Below are 17,085 nucleotides of genomic sequence, written 5' to 3'. Positions count from 1 at the left end.
ACGCGTCTCACATCCGATCGGGGGCGCTCACGCCGAGCAGCGCGAGGCCGTTGGACAGCACCAGCTGGGTGGCCGCGGCCAGCAGCAGCCGGGCGTCGGTCAACGGGCCGGCCGGCTCGTCCCCCTGAGGGAGTACCCGGCAGACGTCGTAGAACCGGTGGTAGACCCCGGCGAGTTCCTCGAGGTAACGCGCGACCCGGTGGGGCCCGCGCAGGCTCGCCGCCGACTCGATGACCCGCGGGAACTCGCCCAGCGCCCGCAGCAGGTCCCCCTCCCTCGGATGGGTGAGCAGCGCCACGTCCGCCCCCTCCGGGGACAGCGTGAGACCCAGCGCCTCGGCGCCACGCAGCAGCGAGCTGATCCGGGCGTGCGCGTACTGCACGTAGAACACCGGGTTCTCGCTGGTCTGCCGGGCGATCAGGTCGAGGTTGAGTTCGAGGGACGAGTCGTGCGACTGACGTACCAGCGAGTAGCGGGCGGCGTCGACCCCGACCGCGTCCACCAGGTCGTGCAGGGTGAGGAAGGTGCCGGCACGCTTGGACATCTTCACCGGCTCGCCGCCACGGGTCAGCGTGACCATCTGGCCGATGATGACCTCGAGGTTGACGTCCGGATCGTCCCCGAAGCAGGCGCTGATCGCCCGCAGCCGGCCGATGTAGCCGTGGTGGTCGGCCCCCAGCAGGTAGATCACCCTGTCGAAGCCGCGCCCCCGCTTGTCGCGGTAGTAGGCGGCGTCGGCGCAGAAGTACGTCCCCTGACCATCGCTCTTGATCAGGACCCGGTCCTTGTCGTCACCGAAGTCGGTCGTGCGCAGCCAGACGGCGCCGTCCGCGTCGAAGACGTGGCCCTGCGCCCGCAGATCCTCGACGGCCCGCTCCAGACCACCCGCGTCATGCAATGCCTTCTCGGACGCCCACGTGTCGAAGTGGACGCCGAAGCTCTCCAGCGTCGACCGGATCTCGCCCAGCATCAGCGTGAGCCCACGCTGGGCCGCGACGGCCAGCGCCTCGTCGCCCGGCAGCTCGAGCAGGTCGGGCCGCTCGGCGAGAACCGTCGTCGCGATCTCGGCCACATACGCCCCGTGGTAGCCCTCAGCCGGGATCTCCCGCCCCGCGGCCGCCGCCAGCACCGACGCGCCGAACCGGCTGATCTGCACGCCGGCATCGTTGACGTAGTACTCCCCACCGACCGAATACCCGGCCGCGGTCAGGATGCGCACCAGCGCGTCGCCCACCGCCGCCCAGCGAGCCGAGGCGAGCGTGACCGGCCCGGTCGGGTTCGCGCTGACGAACTCCAGGTTGATCCGCACGTCACGCGGCTTCTCCGCATGCCCGTACGACGCGCCCGCCCGCACCACCCGGCGAGCCACCTCGCCCAGCGCCGCCCCGACCAGCGTGATGTTCAGGAACCCCGGGCCGGCGATGTCGACGCGCGCGATGCCCTCCGCCGCCGCCAGCCGGGCCGCCAGCAGCTCGGCGACCGCCCGCGGGGGCCGTCGCGCGGCCTTCGCCAGCTGCAGGGCCACCGGGGAGGCGTAATCCCCGTGCTCGGGGTTCTTCGGTCGCTCCACCGTGACAGTGGTCGGCACCGGCACGTCCAGGTCACCGTCGGCGACCGCGCGGCCAACGGCCGCCACGATGGCATCGGCGAGATCGGCGGGGCTCATGTCGCGATGCTATCGGCGCGCCCCGACAAGACGACCGCCCCGACGCCCACGGTCACCATCGACCCACCCGGCGCCGACTCCGCCCACCCGGGTCAGGAACCCACGCGGGTCAGACCGGCTGGCCCTCCGCGAGCTTCTGCACGACGGTGATCAGCTCATCCGGGTCGAACGGCTTGGTCAGGTAGTAGTCGACCCCGAGCCTCGACCCACGCCTGACATCGGCCTCCTGCGCCCGTGCCGTCAGCATGATCAGTTTGATCCCGGCCGTGGCCGGGTCCTCCCGCAGGGCGGCGGCCACGTCCCAGCCGTCCATCCGGGGCATCATGATGTCCAAAGTGATCACATGTGGGGCCACCTCGCGCACCATCTGCAACGCGTCGACACCGTCGACGGCCGTATGGACCTCGAAACCTTCCAGCTCGAGGTTGACGACCACAAGCTGACGGATCACCGCGTCGTCATCGACAACAAGGACCCTGGGGGCGGCGGCGTACACACTCGGCAGCTTACGACCACCCGGGCGCACGATCCGAGGTTCCCACCTGGTAGCGTTAGCCCCGTCAGCCCCGAGCCCCCGTAGCTCAGGGGATAGAGCACCGCCCTCCGGAGGCGGGGGCGCAGGTTCGAATCCTGCCGGGGGCACGCGACTCTGGGGTTCCCTGTGCCGGCTTTGCGGCACCTGGTCGTCTGCGTCATGTTGGCCGGGGGGGCCTAGCCCCCCCGAGCCCCCCGAGTTTCTGCCTCCGTCCTCGAAGTTGGGTGGGTGGGTGGGTGGGGTTTTTCTTTTGGTGTGGGTTTCTGGGCTGTGGTTCCTTGGGGGGCTTGGTCGAGACTGACGTGGGGTGGCGGTAGGGCCCCTCTGCCGTGTCAGGGTCTTCGAATTCTTCCATGTCGCTCCAGAGGATTGCTGGACATAGTCCGAAAACCTGGTTCGCCCTGGTTCTTCCACGCGGCCAGATCGCGGCCGAGGAAAGCGGTTCCGCATTGTTCGGCAGCACTCCGGGGCACGTTTCGATTATCACGGACGAGGCCCGTCCCGACCTCTCAGGTGTGGGCTGGAGATGCGAACGGGATGGATTTCTTCCGGCCGTCCCGGTTGGCGGATGACCGGATCGTTTCGCAGGCCTGCCACGGTGACGGAGCCGGCTTTCCAGATGTGGGAGCGCTCCAGCCGGAGGTGGCAGGCTGTTCCTCACGTTCTTGACAGCGGCGGGCCCAGCCTCGCGTACCAGTCCATCTTTGATCTGCGCGCCGGCGCCATGGCCGGAGTGGAGGCACTGCCCCGGTTTCCCACCCCCGCTGCCGATCCCGAACAGTGGTTCGCCCACGCAGCCAGCGTCGGGCTCGGGCAGAGCCGGACGGTAAAGCTGGAACCGGCTGCCCGTCCACAGGGCCCTCCCGTGCTACACCAGGGTCCCCCGTCAGTCCGGCTGGCAGTCAGCTGTCCCGAGCGCTCTCGTCGGCGACCCGATCGACCTGCTGGTCACCAGCACAGCCCGGCCGGAATCGACTACGGCCAGGGGCACCTGCTCGCTCGACCGAATGTCCGACCAGTCTTCTGGTGAACCGACCGTCGCCGCAACGCCCGGCCCCGAATCGCCGGACGGACTGGCCTTCACAGCGCTCGGCGGATATGCCATATCCAGCGGTGACCAAGCCAAATCGGAACATGTTCCTGTTCTCGATCGCAGCAGGTGTCGAAGCCGCTGTGGCGTGGGCAGTTGATGGCGTCGCCTGCGGGGCAGTAGTACATGTCGGGGCAGCGGCAGTCGTGGACGACGTCCGCCCACGCGCGCCTGGCTGCCCGCGCATGATCGCGATGCCAGATCCGGCTCACAGGTCACCTTCTTGCCCGGCCCGGCCACAGGGCGTGGTGCGTCACACGAAACACGCGCTCAGACTATTCCGAAGATTCCTCGCATACCCCCATCGCCGCCGCGCAGTTCTGGTCAGCAGGGAGCGGCCGGCGATCCAGTGCCGTCGACTGCTGGTCGTTTACCCGGACCTTCGCGGGCGAGTGACCGCCCGTCTCGGTGCCACCGATCCCGAGCAGGGGCGCAGCTCGTCGATCAGCGGCCCCCGGTGAGCTGCTCGCCAGCCGGCCCGCGGACTGGGCGGTTGGCTGGAACGCCGCCGACCCTGACCACCTCCGTGGCCGTGGCCCGGGTCGTCCGACGACGGGCACCCTCGATGACTCGTGTCACGCCGTCCGGAGAATCCACGGGCGAGCGGTGTGGAAGCCAAAAGACCGAGAGCGCGTCGCCGGTGGGGAAGTCTCGTGTAATCTTGCGCGCGTCGTCCACGATGGGGGTGCGTGGTGAACTGTCTTCCTGGGTATCAGCGTCGGTGGCCGATGATCGGTCTGCCCGGTGGGAGCACACCGGATTCCGGCCGTAGCTGACGTGGCGTTGCGGACACAACAGATCGACGCAGCAGGAGACCTGTGGAAACGACAGCGGCAGACGCGGATTGGTTCTCGCGGCAGCATCAGCAGCTCGCCGCAAACATCACCGGATTCTTCAAGGGGAACCCTGCGGTAGTCGAACGGGCTTTGACCTGCATGTACGCCGAGGGCCACCTGCTGCTGGACGACGTTCCCGGCGTTGGCAAGACCTCGCTGGCAAAGGCGATCGCGCATTCGGTGAGCGGAGTGGTCCGGCGGGTGCAGTTCACCGCGGACCTGCTTCCGTCCGACGTCACCGGGGTGCGGATCTGGGACGCCGGGGCCCGGACGTTCGAGTTCCACCAGGGGCCGGTGTTCGCGAACGTCGTGCTCATCGACGAGATCAACCGTGCTTCGCCGAAGACCCAGTCCGCGCTGCTGGAGGTGATGGAGGAGCGACGGGTCACCGTCGACTCGGTGTCCTACCCGGTCCCACGGCCGTTCATGGTCGTCGCGACACAGAACCCGGTGGAGCACGGCGGGACCTACGAGTTGCCCGAGGCGCAGATCGACCGGTTCATGATGCGCTCCACCGTCGGGTATCCGGATCATGCCGCGGAGGTCGAGATCCTCAGCGCGGGCACGCGCGGCGCCGAACCCGAGGACCTGGCGCCCGCCCTCACCGCCGAGGACCTGCTGCGCATGACCCAGATCGCCCGCGGAGTGCACATCGCCGCAGAGGTGTTCGACTACATTGTCATGATCGTCGCGGACACTCGGCGGCACCCGGATCAGATCCGACTCGGGGTGAGCCCCCGCGGCGGGCTCGCCCTCGCCCGCGCCGCGCAGGCCCGGGCCGCGTCGGCGGGGCGGCCCTTCGTCACTCCCGACGACGTCAAGGCGCTCGTGCCCGCGGTCCTCGGCCACCGGGTGATCATGCGGCCGGAAGCGGCACTGGACGGGTTGGCGAGCGCCGATGTGGTGGCTCGGATCGCCGCGTCGGTACGTGTCCCGGCCCCCTTCGCCGCCCACGGTAGATGATCTCCCGGTCGGGTTGGGGGGCTCTTGTCGCCACCGTGCTGCTGCTGGCGAGCTGGCCGTTGCTGCACTACCCCGAGCTGCTCGGGCTTGGGGTGACCGGGGCTGCGGTACTCGTCGGCGGGGCGCTGTGGATGCCTGCCCGGCCGCGGTTGCAGGTGGTTCGCCGGGTGGAGCCGGCCCGGGTCGCGCAGGACGGCCCGGCCCGCGGGGTGCTGACGGTCACGAACATCGGTCGGCGGCGCTGCCCGCCGTTCGTCGCCGTGGAGACGGTCGCCGGTGAGCGGGTGACGGTGACGTTGCCAAGCCTTGCGGCGGGTGCCACCGGGCAGGTCGAGTATCCGCTGCCGACGGCCCGCCGAGGCATCCACCCGATCGGCCCGCTGACCGTGGGGCACAGCGACCCGCTCGGCCTGTTCCGCACCGGGCAGTCGTACCCGTCGACGACGCGGATGTGGGTGTACCCGACGCCGCATCCGATGGCACCGCTGCCCACCGGGCGGTCTCCGGAGCTGGACGGGCGGACGTCGGCGGTGGCACCTGGCGGCGGGGTGGCGTTCCACAGTCTGCGGGAGTACGTCCGCGGCGACGACCTGCGGCTCGTCCACTGGCCGTCGACGGCCCGCACCGGCACCCTCATGATCCGGCACAACGTGGTCCCGCACGAGCCCCGGATGCTGGTGCTGCTCGACACCAGCGCCGCGCCGTATACGGAGGAGTCGTTCGAGGCGGCGGTCCGGGTCGCGGCCTCCCTCGCGGCGGCGGCGTTCCACGGCGGCCATCCGGTGGAGGTGCGCACCACGGCGGGCGCCCGGGCCGCCGCCGAACGGGGAGTCACCGGGCAGGGTGCGCTGCTGGCGCTGTTCGCCGAGGCCAGCCTCGGCGTGCCTGGCGACCGTGGCCTGGCCGTGCTCCCCGGGTTCGGGGCCACCGCCGAGGGTGCGGCGCTGGGGGTGGTGACCGGTAGCCCGCGGCAGGCGGAGCTGGCCGCCCTCGGGCCGGCGCTGCGCCGTTTCGCCGTCGCGAGCGTCGCCCTGCTCGGCCCCGGCGGTGGGGCTGTGCTTTCGGTACCTGGTGCGTTCACGGTGGCGGCGACCACCAGCGCCGAGTTCGCCGAGCGCTGGAACCGGACCGTTCGGTGAGCTCCTTCGACACACAGGCGACGGTTGCGGGGGGCGCTGACCGGTGGCTGGCGCCCGGTCAGGTCAGGCTCGGGTCGTCGCAGCCGGATGGCGGTGGCCCACCGACCCCACCGCCAGCGACGGGTGGGCCGCAGGCGGCCGGGGGGCGCCCGGCGCCCCGGTGGCGCCACGGTGCCGCCACGGTGGTCGTGGCCGAGGCAGCGGCACTGCTCGTCGCCGCGCTGGCGGTCGCCGGCACCTTCCGCACCCTGTACGCGGGCGGGCGGGCCTGGGGTCCGCTTGTCGGCGCGATCGTCGCCGCGGCGGCGGTGACGATCGGGATGCGCCGGCTGACGGACCGGTGGGACGCCCTGGCTGCCACCAGCCTTGTCGGAGCCGCCGGTTACCTGATCGTCGTCGTGTTCGGCTGGGCCGACGGGCGGGCCGTCGGCGGCGGGCGGGCCTTCGTCATCGGGCTGCGGTCGGGCTGGGCGAACCTGCTGAGCGTGGGCCTACCGGCCGACCCGGATCCCGAACTGCTCGTCGTGCCGGTCCTTGCGCTGTGGCTGGCTACCGCGAGCGCCCTCGCACTGGCGATGCGGCCCGGCACGGTTCTTGCTCCGCTCGCCCCGCTCGGGCTGGCGTTCGCTCTGGCCGTGACGCTGCTTGCCGGTGGCCACCATCCCCCGCCGGTTCTCCTGGCGCTGCTCGTCGCGGCCGCTCTCGGCTACGGCATCCTTCGCGCAGCCCGGCACGCCACCGCGCCGCAACGGCCCGCGCCGGAACCCCCCGCGCTGGCAGGACGGTCAGCCGGAGCGGGCCAGCACGCCGGGGCAGCACACCTGCCCGGGGCGGGAGCGCTGCTGCTCGGTGTTCCGGTGCTGGTCGTCGCCACGCTGATCGGGACGCTGTTCGCTGTGGTGGTACCGGCCGGCGGCCGGTTCGACCCGCGGACGGTCCACGCGCAGCCGCTGGTCGACGTGCCTCAGCCGGACCCGTTGGCGCAGGTTCGCGCCCAGCTCACCGCTGCACCGCCGCGGGCGGTGGCCTCGGTACGGCTGGCGTCGTCGTCCAGTCGGCTGCCCGTCGACCGGGTGACGACGGCGGTCCTCGCCGACTTCGACGGCGCAAGCTGGCGTAACCATGACGCGTTCTGGCCGGTCGGCGCCGCCCTGCCCGGTGACCGCGACGAGGCAGGCACCGGTCTCGGCCCGCAGGTCGCCGTGCACGCCGACGTCACCGTCCAGCAGTCGGACTCGCCGTTGCTGCCCGTCGTCGGACGGCCCACCCGGCTCGCCACCGCACCCGCGACCGCCGCCTACGACCCCCGAACCGGCACCCTGCTGCGCACCTCGGGGGCAGCAGCCGGCCCGCTGCGATACCAGCTCACCGCGACCGTCCCGACACCGTCACCGGCTCAGCTCGCCGCCGCCGTCCCTGGGTCCGGCCCGGCGCTGGCTCGCTACCTCGCCGTTCCCCCGGGCCTGCCCGCGCTGCCGGTCACCGAGGTCACCCGCGCCACCGCCGCCGCGCGCACCACCTACGACCAGCTGACCGCGCTCGCCGACTACCTGCGGGACCCGCAGCGGTTCCCCTACGACCTCGCCGGCCGGCCCGGCCATTCCTACGGCGCCGTCACCCGGCTGCTCACCAGCACCGACCCGCGGGAACGGCGCAGCTACGCCGAGGCGCACGCCGCCGCGTTCGCCCTGCTCGCCAGGCTGCGCGGCATCCCGTCCCGGATCGCCGTCGGCTATCTGCTCGGTCCACGCGCCGGGAGCGGGCCCGGCACGTTCACGCTCACCCAGGCACAGGCGCACACCTGGCCGGAGGTGTTCCTCGCCGGTCTCGGCTGGATCCCGTTCGAGCCGACGGACACCTCACGGCTGTCCCACGAAGAGCCGCCGGACGCCTCCGGCGCGGCGGCGGGCGGCGGTTCCGCGGCCGGTGCCGGCAGCGCCGAGCCGATCCCGGCCACGCCGCCGACCCAGACCGCGATCCCCCGACTCACCCTGGACGAACGCCACGCCGCGGCCAACCTCGGACTGCGGCTGCTGATCGTCGTCCTCGCGGTGCTGGTCATGCTGGTGGTGCTGGCACCGCTCGTCATTGTCGTGGCGAAGGCCGAGCGGCGCCGCCGACGGCGCGGTGCGCACCCGCCGGGACGCCGGGTTGCCGGCGCCTGGCAGGAGGCCCGGGACCGGCTGGCCGAACGAGGTGTGGCCACGGAACCAACCCGCACGCCCGGCGAGATCGCCGCCGCGGCGGCCAGGCTCGGGCCGGGGGTCACCGAGCCCGTCCAGGCCCTCGCGACGCTGGTCAGCCAGGCCCTGTACGGCCGGACGGGGGGCACCGACGCGGACGCCGCGCGGGCATGGGACCTGCTCGCCCTGCTGCGCACCCGCCTTGGCGCCCAGGGCCGCCGTCGCCAGCGGCTGGCTGGCGCCCTCGACCCGCGCCCGCTGCTGCCGACCCGCGCTGCCAGCCGCCGCCGCGCTCTGACGGCACCCGCTGGACGGCCCGCGACCGCGCCGCCCGGGGCGGGTTCGGGAGGCGGCGATGACTGAGCAGGCACGGCGCGTCGGCGGCGACCAACGTCCGCGGCTGGCGGATCCATCGCAGCGACGTTCGGGGCTGCGGGGCCAGCTGGGGCGCGTGCGCGGCCGGCCGTTGCAGGCGGTGGTGGCGGTGGTGGTGCTGTTCGGGGCGCTGGTGGTGGCCGGTTCGGCTGGCGGCGCGCAGCGGCATGCGGTCGCGTTCAACGGTGGTGCCGCGTGGCTGCCCTCCGACGCCGTCGGGCAGGTGGCTCTCCTGGACGGCGCCTCCGCCAAAGTGATCACCCAGGTGTCCGTCGGTCCACCGAATCAGCCGTCGCGGCGGATCGGGGTCATCCAGTCGGACCTGGACGCCTACGTCGTCGACTCCGCCACGGGCACCGTCGGCCGGATCAGCGGCGCCACCTACACCTGGGCGCACCGCGACGGGCTGCTCGCCCGCGGCCGGGCGGCACAGCTGTTCGTCGGCGCGGACACGCTGTACGTCCTCGACGGCCAGGCCGGCGTCGTCACGACCGCGCAGGCCGCGACCCTGCAGCCGCGCGGTCGACAGTCGCTGGCGGCGCGGGTCGGCGCCGGGGCCGGCATCGTCGACGGTGACGGACGGCTGTGGGTGGTCGACGCGCGGACCGGCGACCTCGTCTGGTTCGACGGTGCCCGGCGCCACGACCGCCGTCAGGGGGCGGACCGGGCCCGCAGCCAGCTTGTGCTCGCCGAGGGGCGCCCGGCGCTGGTCGACCTCGCCCGTCGGGAGATCACCGCGCTCGGCACGGATGGCCATCCCGGCGCCACGACCTGCCTCGACGTCGCCGGTGGCGATGCCAGCGTGCGGGTGGCCGGCGCGTCGGATGCCGGCCGCGTCTACGCCTCGGTCGGCAGCCGCGGGGTGCTGATGGTCGCCGACCTCGCCGCCCGCGGCTGCGGGTCGGTCATTGACCTGGCCGCCGCCGGGCATGACCTCGGCGCACCCGTCGGCCTCGGCGACCGGGTCTTCGTCCCGGACTTCACCACCGGTGCCGTGCACGTCGTCGACGTCGCCGGCGGTCGGCTGATCTCCACCCGCCGGGTCCTCACCCCCGGACGCGGCTTCACCCTCGCCGCCGAAGGCGGTTTCGTGTTCTACAACGATGCGGCCGGCGCCGAGGCCGGCGTCATCCGCGCCGACGGCACCGCCACCTCCGTCCGCAAGTACGGCACGGGCAGCGGCGGCACCTCCGACGACGACACCGAGGCCAAGGCCACCACGGACGGTTCCGGCGCTGCCGCCGGCACCCTTGGCACCGGCGGCAGCGGCGCCGACAACGGTCGCAACACCGATCCCGGCGACCGCGGCGACCCCCGTGACCAACCGATGCCGGGCCCCAGCACCGCGCCCGCCACCCCGCCGGCATCCGCAGGCCCGCGCGTACCCAGCAGCGCGCCGTCACCGTCCACCGCACGAACGCCCACACCGGCGCGGACACCGTCCGACCAGACGCGCCGGACACCCTCCGACCAGGCCCCGTCCGCGCCACGCGCGGGTGGCGCTCCCGGGACGACGCCACCCCCACCAGGCCCGGGCCGGACGCGGACCACGCCTCCCGCGGCCGTTGCCGGCCCCTCCAGCCAGAACCCCGGCGGCGGCACACCGCTGACCGGTGATCCCGGCACCGGCCAGCGGTCCGGCGACACCCGGAATCCGCCGCCCGGAAGCGACAACCAGCCGCCGGTGACGGCGGCCGTCACCATCGAGGCCAGCACCGCCACCGCCACCGTCGGCGATGTCGTCCGACTACGTGCCACCGGTGCGGGCCTCGTCTCGGCGACCTGGTCGTTCGGGGACAACACCTCGCAGGCGACCGGCACGAACGTCAGCCACACCTGGACCGCCCCGGGCCGGTACACCGTGACCGCCAGCGCCACCCTCACCGACGGCCGCACCCCCATCGCCAACGCCGAGATCGTGGTCACCGCGAAGCCGGTCGAACAGCCGCCCGCCACCGGCCCGACCGCCCAGCTCGCGCTCGACCCCGCGACCGGCAACGCACCACTCACCGTGGCCGCTGACGCCGGCGCGTCCACCGCCGGCAGCAACCCCATCACCACCTACGTCATCGCCTGGGGCGACGGCAGCACCGATAACGGCCGACGAGCCACCCACACCTACCCCCAGGCCGGCACGTACACCGTCACCGTGACGGTGACCGACAGCGCCGGACGCACCGCCACCGCCGCCGCCACCGTCCAGCTCACCGCCCCCGCCACCCCGCCCAAGGCCGCTCTCAGCGTCGGGAACTTCAGCGGAAGCTCCTATGTCAGCGGAGCGCGGGCCCTGTCCGCATCGCAAAGCGTCGCGGGATCCTCGCCGATCGTCAGCTATCGCTATGAGTTCGGCGACGGAAGCCCGGGGACCACCATCCAAAGCACGGACAACTATCAGCTAGCCGGCCACCACTACGCGATTGGCACCTATCAGGCGTCCGTGACCGTCACGGACCAGAACGGGCTCCAGTCGACGGCGACCGCGACCGTGGACACCGAATACAGCATCTCCTTCGCCAAGCAGGCCGCAAGTTCCTCTCCGGGTGGTACGACCTGGACCGTCACCATCAGCGGGAACGGCGGTAGCAACGGCGAGGCCATCCAGTCGGTGACCGGGGAGGGCCTGCGCGACGACGGCTGTTCCGGTTACAAGTTCCTGATGGGTGGGAGCAGCTGCACCGTACAGGTCGATGTTCCCTCCGGTACCCCGTCCAGGGTCATCACCGTGCGCAGCAACGCTCGGAACAATCCGGCCACCTACGACGTGGCCCGGTAGGCGGTCGTGTTCGTCGAGCGCTCCCAGGTCGAGGCCGCGCTGCCGGGATACGAACTGGGCCGCGAACTCGGCTCGGGCGCGAGCGGGATCGTGCTGGAGGCGCAGCACCGGCAGATCAACCGCCGGGTCGCTGTCAAGGTCCTGACCCGGGCGGGGGAGAAGGCACGGGCCGGCTTCCGGCGAGAGGCGGACGTCCTCGCCGGACTGGACCACCCGCACATCGTGCGGATCTACGACTACGTCGAACGCGGCGACCTGTCCATGCTGATCATGGAGCATCTGTCGGGTGGGACGCTACGTTCCCGCCTGTCCCGCACGACACCGGCGGCGGCCTGCGCCGTGGGCCTCGCCGCCGCCGACGCACTCGCCGCCGCGCACACGGCCGGGGTGCTGCACCGGGACGTCAAACTGGCGAACATCCTGTTCGCCCGTGATGATGCGCCGAAGCTCGTCGACTTCGGTATCAGCCGGTTCTTCGGCGGCAGCGCCACGTCGGTGGAATCGATCGCCGGCACGCCCGGTTACATGGCACCCGAGCAGATCGGCGGCGACCGGGTCGGCCCCGGTACCGACCTGTACGCACTCGGCGTGGTGCTCTACCGGCTGCTGTCCGGCCGGATGCCGATCGACCCGTCCCTGCCGGTCGCCCACGTCTGGAAACGCCAGCTGGATGGTGCCCTGCCGGCCCCGGTCGGCGTAGCCGAACCGCTCGCCGCGGTCATCGTCCAGGCGCTGCAGCCGGCCCGGGCCGACCGGCAGCGGTCCGCGCGGATCTTCGCCCACCAGCTCGCCGAGGCCGCTGCCACCGTGTTCGGCCCTGGCTGGCTCGCCACCAGCGGGATCATCGTCCGCGCCGAACGGGACATCCTCGACGCCGCCGAGCCTGCGCCCAGTGCGCCGCCTCCACCTGATGCCCCTCCCCCTCCCCCTCCTACGGCCCAGCCCCGGCTACCGGCCGTGGGCACATCCGGGCCGACGTGGACGCCGTCCCAGCCATCCTCGCCACCGTCAGCGTCCCCATCCCACGGGTCAGCTCCGCCGCCTCCGTCTCCGCCAGGTCGGCCGCTGCCGACAGCAGCGACTCCCTCCACGTCGGCGAAGGCCGACCTCTCGCCCCCACCACGGCCGGCCCCAGGTCGTCCCACCCGGCCAGCCCCACACGCACTCGACCCAGCGACGAGGCCGACGCTGCATGTTGCCGCGCCGCAGCGGCCATCCGATTCCTCGCGGTGGGCTCGCCGGACGCCGGCCGCGGCCGGCCCGGTCGGTGGCGCGCATGTGCTGCCGCCGGTGCTGCCAGCGGTACTGGACGGCGGCGACGGGGACGGCAGCCTCATGATCAGCACGGTCGCCGACGTGCCGTCGCGGCGCCGGCTGGGTGAGCGGAGCAGTCTCCTGGTCGCGGCTTCGGCTGGCCTGGCGGCGCTGGTGATCGCCCTTGTGTTCGTCCTTGGTCCGGGCGGCTCGACGGGCGGAGGTCCATCGAGACCCGGTGATCCCGGCGCGGCCAACGGCCAGGCGAGCGTGACCGTGGCCCCGCGGACCGGCAGCGCGGTGGGCACGGACCGCCGCCTGGTCGACGCCACCACCACCGGCGCGGAGGCGAACGGCGCGATCATCACCGCGCTCGCGGACGGGGACGACGGAGTGCAGGTGGCGGTGGGACGGCGCACATCCAGCCTGGCCGTGACCGGACCCACCGGTACGAAACCCGTCGTCTGGCTACGCGAGGACGGGCAGGGGTGGCACGCCCTCGCACTTCCGCTGCCGACTGGCACCCAGTCCGGGGCCGTCTCCGCCGTCGCGTTCCTGGCCGGGCGCGGCTTCATCGCCGTCGGCGCGGCCGTCGTCGAGCGCGGCGCGAACCCCTCGCTGGTGGCGACCACCGCTCCACAGCCGGCAACCGATGGTGGTTCCCCGGCCGATCTGTCGAACCGGCCGGTACTGTGGCGATCCGCGGATGGCCGGAGCTGGGGCGTTCTGCCCACCTCCGGCGGTCTGACCGGTGAGGTCACGGGGCTGGTGACCCATGATGGCGAGCTGCTCGCGGTCGGTCGACCCGCGGGCGCCCTCGGCGACGGCGCCGTGTGGCGCTCGACGGAGGGGACGTCGTGGACGCGCCTGCGCACACCGTCCCTCGGCGGCCCGGCCGAGCAGCATGTCGACCAGGTCGTCGAGCTTACTGACGGGTCGCTGCTCGCTGCCGGCAGCGAGCTGTCCGGTAGTGCGACGGTGACCAGACTGCGTCACTCCAGCGATGCCACGTCCTGGCGGCTGACCCAGACGACGCTGCCACCCGGGGTGCTCGTGCACGCATTCGCCGTGCTGTCCGACGGCCGGGTGCTCGCCGCCGGTTCGATCGCCGGCGACGGCCCGGCTCCCGAGCAGCCGGCTGTCCTCATCGGCAGCCGCACCGGCGAGGGCTGGACCGTCCACCCGGTCACGACGGCCATGCCCACCCGACTGCTCGGCGCCGCCGTGGTCGACGGTGCGGTGTTGCTCACCGGCGCCGACGCCACGCTGGACACCGGCACACCCACTGCCGGCATCTGGTCGCTGCCACCACTGTGATCACGCCCTGCTGACCCGCACGCCCCTCCCGAGCTGCCGTCCGTAGCCCCGATCGCCATCCAGGCCACGCTCGAGCCGTAGACCAGCAGCACGCGGACCGCGCCGGCATCACCCTCCGCCAGCGCGACCATCAGGGCCTCGTCAGGCTGCACCGTCCAGTAAGCAGCAGATTCCATCGCACCGGTTCACAGACATCGCACGGGGTGGATGGCTATGGAGATGCGGTGGTGGAGGTTGTCCGCCACGTGGGCGAACAGGTTCGACAGCGGATTGTTCTGTGCGGCACCGTCCGGCGCACACCTCGACCAGCCGCCGAGGCTCGTCGAGCAGACTGGGCGAGAACATCGCGTGGCCGACGACGTCGTGCACCGATGCCCGATCACCGGCCAGTTCGCGGCGAGGACGCACCATCCGTTCATCGTCACCCGACGGTCACACCCACCCGGGCCCACTCGCGCGTCCATCACCCGACCGCTTCCGCTTCCCCCACGGCTCGTCACGTTGGGAGCAGGCGACGGTCTTACCAGCACCGCGACAATCACAACCTCAGGCCTACCATTCGGCGACCCCAAACGGTCCGTGCACATCGCCCAGCCTGTCGCCGTGATCTCCTTGTTGCTCTTGATGGACTGCTGGGATGACATCAAGGGGAGTGGACGACAGTTGCCTCCAAATGTAGACAGTGTCACACTTTGCTCCCCAGGTGGGGGTGTCATCTGGGGCAGTCCGACGCGCGCCGCCCGCCGCGGGGCCCGGTCCGCGCCTCAGTGCGCCGCCGTCGGCGGTGTCGGGCTACGAGCTGATGAGGTCAGGAGACATATGCTCATAGATAGGAATCGGTTCAGCGCTTTCGGCCACCGAGCGGATCCGGGGCGGCCTCGGTCCAGGCGGCTGAGGCCCCGTGCCACCGCGGCCGTGGCGGCCTTGTCCGCGGGAATGGTGTTGGCGGTGGTGGCCGGCTGCGGGAGCGACGGGAGCGACGGGGGCGGCAGCGGGGGATCCACGACGGGTGCCTCGAGTAGCGCGGCATTACTGGGTCCGGTGGCACGGGCTTCCGGCGCCCCGGTGAAGATCGGTCTGATCTCGGACGGCAAGGGCCCGTCGGCTGACACGTCGATCGAGCTGCGGGCGGCGGCTGCGACGGTCAGGTTCCTCAACGAGCACCGCTCTGGTATCGGTGGTCGGCCGATCCAGCTGCTCACGTGTGAGACGGCGAACGATCCGAACAAGGGCACCGACTGCGCGAACCAGGTGATCGAGCAGAAGGCCGTGGCAGTGGTCGTGGGCGCCTCCGCGGTCTCGCAGCAGATCTGGACGCCGCTGCACGCGGCGAAGGTCCCGGTGTTGCTCTTCTCCACGGCCCTCCCGGAGCAGCTCCAGGATGCCCAGTCGACCTTCGCCCTGAGCGACCCGACCGGGGTCACGATCAGTGGAATCCTGCCGCTGGCCGCCAAGGCGAAGACCAGGAACCTGACCGGGGTCATCATCGACGTGCCACCGGCGCTGGCCCAGTTCAAGGGCACGGGCGCGGCGGCGCTGACGAAGGCCGGGATCAGTTTCAAGGTCATTCCTGTCCCGCTGGGAACGGCCGACATGACCCCTCAGTTGCAGAGCCTGTCCGGCAGCGCGCCGGGTGTCATCGAGATCGTCGGGAACGACGGATTCTGCATCAGTGCGTTCAACGCGCTGCGGACGTCTGGTTTCACCGGCCCGTTCTTCGTGAACTCCCAGTGCATCACGGACGCGACCCGCAAGGCGGTTCCGGCGGAGACGCTGGAACGGGTCACCATGAACGCGTCCGCGCCGGTGGGCGTCGACAACCCGTCGACCCGGCTCTACAAGGCCGTCGTGGCGGCCTACGGCAAAAACGTCAAAATTGACGACTCCAGTGGCATGAACATGTTTGCGGAGCTGAACGCCTTCCAGGTCGCGCTGGCGGACATCAAGGGTGAGGTCACCCCGGCCACGGTCATCTCGACGTTCAAGTCGATGCCGGAGAAGGAGATCCCCGGTAGCGGTGGTCTGAGGTTCCGCTGCAGCGGCAAGGCCTACCCGGCCACACCGGCGGTGTGCAGCCGCGGTGGCCTGACCGCACAGCTGGACGGCGAGGGCCAGCCGGCCTCCTACCAGATCGTCGGCTACAGCCCGATCCCGTAGGCCGGTGGACGCGCAGGCCCGGTAGCGGCACGTGAGCGGCCACCGGTGATCACGACGGGTTCGTACGGACATGTCATGATCACCGGTGGCCGCGCCCCGGTAGGGGTGTGGTCGTATGCGCGGGGATGCGGACCTTCACACCCGTACGCTCGCCACCATGGGTGTGGGTGATGAGGCCGCCGGGAGCAGGGCGCGGACAGCCGCGGCGCCGGAGCGGCTGGTCGTGGCCGACGGCGTCGTGTGGCGGGCCTGGCTCGACGTGAACGAGGACGTCTCCGACGGCGTCTGGCTGGTCCTGGCCAAGAAGGGCACCACGTCGCCGACGTCCTTGCGCTATGACCGCGCACTGGAGGAGGCGCTGTGCAGTGGCTGGATCGACGGGCAGAAGAAGAGCCTGGACGCCGCCACCTTCCAGCAGCGCTTCACCCCACGCCGGAAGGCCTCGATGTGGTCGCAGCGCAACACCGTCCTGGTGGCGCGACTGGTCGAGGAGGGTCGGATGCGGCCCCGGGGGCAGGCCGAGATCGAACGCGCGAAGGCGGACGGACGGTGGGACCGCGCCTACCCGGGAGCGGCGACGGCCCAGGTTCCCGACGACCTGGCGGTCGCGCTGGCGGCGTCGCCCACGGCCAGCTCGGGGTTCGCCGCACTGAACGGCGCCGGGCGCTACTCCGCTCTGCACCGCCTGCTGACCGCGTCGAACCCGGCGACCCGCGCCACCCGGCTGGCGGCCCTGCTCGCGACGCTGGAAAGCGGCCGGCCCTGAACTGATCGGAGCGCCGGTCAGGTTGGGGCGT

Annotated in this window: 9 protein-coding genes and 1 tRNA gene; 8 read left to right on the top strand and 2 right to left on the bottom strand. The window is 72.2% G+C overall.

Going from position 1 to position 17,085, the window contains the following annotated elements:
- Window positions 1–7: 7 nt before the first annotated feature.
- Both argS and MXD59_RS08665 read right to left on the bottom strand, forming a co-directional pair.
- Window positions 8–1,666: an arginine--tRNA ligase gene (gene argS, locus MXD59_RS08670; protein ID WP_248815028.1), complete on the bottom strand. Its 1,659-nt coding sequence runs from the start codon at window positions 1,664–1,666 to the stop codon at window positions 8–10.
- A 109-nt stretch (window positions 1,667–1,775) separates the two neighbouring features.
- Window positions 1,776–2,162 carry a response regulator transcription factor gene (locus MXD59_RS08665; RefSeq protein WP_163547719.1) on the bottom strand — a complete coding sequence of 129 codons (387 nt, stop codon included), beginning with the start codon at window positions 2,160–2,162 and terminating at the stop codon, window positions 1,776–1,778.
- Window positions 2,163–2,236: 74 nt separating this feature from the next.
- Here MXD59_RS08665 and MXD59_RS08660 point away from each other — a divergent pair.
- The 8 genes from MXD59_RS08660 to MXD59_RS08625 all read left to right on the top strand — a co-directional run bounded on the left by MXD59_RS08660 (window position 2,237) and on the right by MXD59_RS08625 (window position 17,054).
- A tRNA-Arg gene (locus tag MXD59_RS08660) sits at window positions 2,237–2,308 on the top strand.
- Window positions 2,309–4,109: 1,801 nt separating this feature from the next.
- Complete coding sequence (locus MXD59_RS08655; protein WP_308301674.1) at window positions 4,110–5,090, top strand: AAA family ATPase; 981 nt, start codon at window positions 4,110–4,112, stop codon at window positions 5,088–5,090.
- Window positions 5,087–6,229, top strand: coding sequence for a DUF58 domain-containing protein (locus MXD59_RS08650; protein WP_248824227.1), 1,143 nt, complete (start codon window positions 5,087–5,089; stop codon window positions 6,227–6,229). The genes MXD59_RS08655 and MXD59_RS08650 overlap by 4 nt, the downstream gene beginning before the upstream one ends.
- Window positions 6,230–6,417: 188 nt before the next feature.
- On the top strand, window positions 6,418–8,775 hold the full coding sequence (locus tag MXD59_RS08645) for a transglutaminaseTgpA domain-containing protein (protein WP_248824226.1): 2,358 nt from the start codon (window positions 6,418–6,420) through the stop codon (window positions 8,773–8,775).
- Window positions 8,768–11,560 (top strand): PKD domain-containing protein, encoded by a 2,793-nt coding sequence (locus MXD59_RS26350; protein WP_283096552.1) that lies wholly within the window; start codon window positions 8,768–8,770, stop codon window positions 11,558–11,560. Before MXD59_RS08645 ends, MXD59_RS26350 begins: the two co-directional genes overlap by 8 nt.
- A 6-nt stretch (window positions 11,561–11,566) precedes the next feature.
- On the top strand, window positions 11,567–14,131 hold the full coding sequence (locus MXD59_RS08635; RefSeq protein ID WP_248824224.1) for a protein kinase domain-containing protein: 2,565 nt from the start codon (window positions 11,567–11,569) through the stop codon (window positions 14,129–14,131).
- A 1,041-nt stretch (window positions 14,132–15,172) separates the two neighbouring features.
- Complete coding sequence (locus tag MXD59_RS08630) at window positions 15,173–16,288, top strand: ABC transporter substrate-binding protein (protein WP_248824223.1); 1,116 nt, start codon at window positions 15,173–15,175, stop codon at window positions 16,286–16,288.
- 157 nt (window positions 16,289–16,445) lie between these two features.
- Complete coding sequence (locus tag MXD59_RS08625; RefSeq protein ID WP_248824222.1) at window positions 16,446–17,054, top strand: YdeI/OmpD-associated family protein; 609 nt, start codon at window positions 16,446–16,448, stop codon at window positions 17,052–17,054.
- Window positions 17,055–17,085: the final 31 nt, after the last annotated feature.

The sequence above is a fragment of the Frankia umida genome, assembly GCF_023242945.1.
In the GTDB taxonomy this organism is placed as follows: Bacteria; Actinomycetota; Actinomycetes; order Frankiales; family Frankiaceae; genus Frankia; species Frankia umida.
This window is presented reverse-complemented; position numbering and strand designations above follow the sequence as displayed.

Bases quoted from the DNA above. Each gene is read 5' to 3' on its own strand.
- argS (WP_248815028.1), bottom strand. From the start codon at position 1,666: ATGAGCCCCGCCGATCTCGCCGATGCCATCGTGGCGGCCGTTGGCCGC.
- MXD59_RS08650 (WP_248824227.1), top strand. From the start codon at position 5,087: ATGATCTCCCGGTCGGGTTGGGGGGCTCTTGTCGCCACCGTGCTGCTG.
- MXD59_RS26350 (WP_283096552.1), top strand. From the start codon at position 8,768: ATGACTGAGCAGGCACGGCGCGTCGGCGGCGACCAACGTCCGCGGCTG.
- MXD59_RS08625 (WP_248824222.1), top strand. From the start codon at position 16,446: ATGGGTGTGGGTGATGAGGCCGCCGGGAGCAGGGCGCGGACAGCCGCG.